Source organism: Bradyrhizobium sp. UFLA05-112, assembly GCF_053572325.1.
On sequence record NZ_JBANBK010000225.1, the window covers coordinates 1 to 582 of the forward strand.

Genomic DNA, 582 nt, shown 5'->3' on the forward strand with positions numbered 1-582 from the left:
CGGTGGGCTTTGGCCTTGCGGACTTTCCGCAGGCGCGCCACCAGTTTTAGTGTCAACTGGCCCGGTCCACCCTTGAGGTTGCAACTGGCCTTTTTCCTCCGGCGGGGTAGGCGCCTCGCCGACGGTTGAGGAGGTTGGTCTGTTTCGATCCGAGTCGGCCATCGCATGGCCACAGCTCAAACACGAGATCAGGCATGCAGTGAGAGCAAATATCCGCCACACTAGAATTCTCCGGCCGAGGGTGGCCCAGCGGTTTGGCCGCCAGCCTGGTCCAGCTCCGGACTTACAGGGGGCTCTGTGACCGGAGCACGTCGAGAACACACAAAATTGCCGGTTGTTCCGAACTCGTAAAAGCTCTTTAAATTCTTATCTTTTGGACATGCGTATCGCGTACGAGCTCTGCCTGGCGGCCGCCGGCAAGCAGGTCCCATCGGGGCCGGACTGGGTCCATGAAGTGAAACACGACGGCTACCGGATGCTCGTCATCCGGGACGACAAACGCGTGCGCCTGCTGTCCCGCAACGGCAGCGACTGGACCAAGCGCTATCCGTGGATCGCCGAGGCCGCGCTGAAGAACCGCCA

At 61.2% G+C, this 582-nt stretch carries 1 protein-coding gene; it reads left to right on the forward strand.

The features are described 5' to 3' along the window. Nucleotides 1–379: 379 nt before the first annotated feature. A partial coding sequence (locus SO180_RS42490; RefSeq protein ID WP_449384722.1) for an ATP-dependent DNA ligase occupies nt 380–582 on the forward strand: 203 nt, incomplete at its 3' end.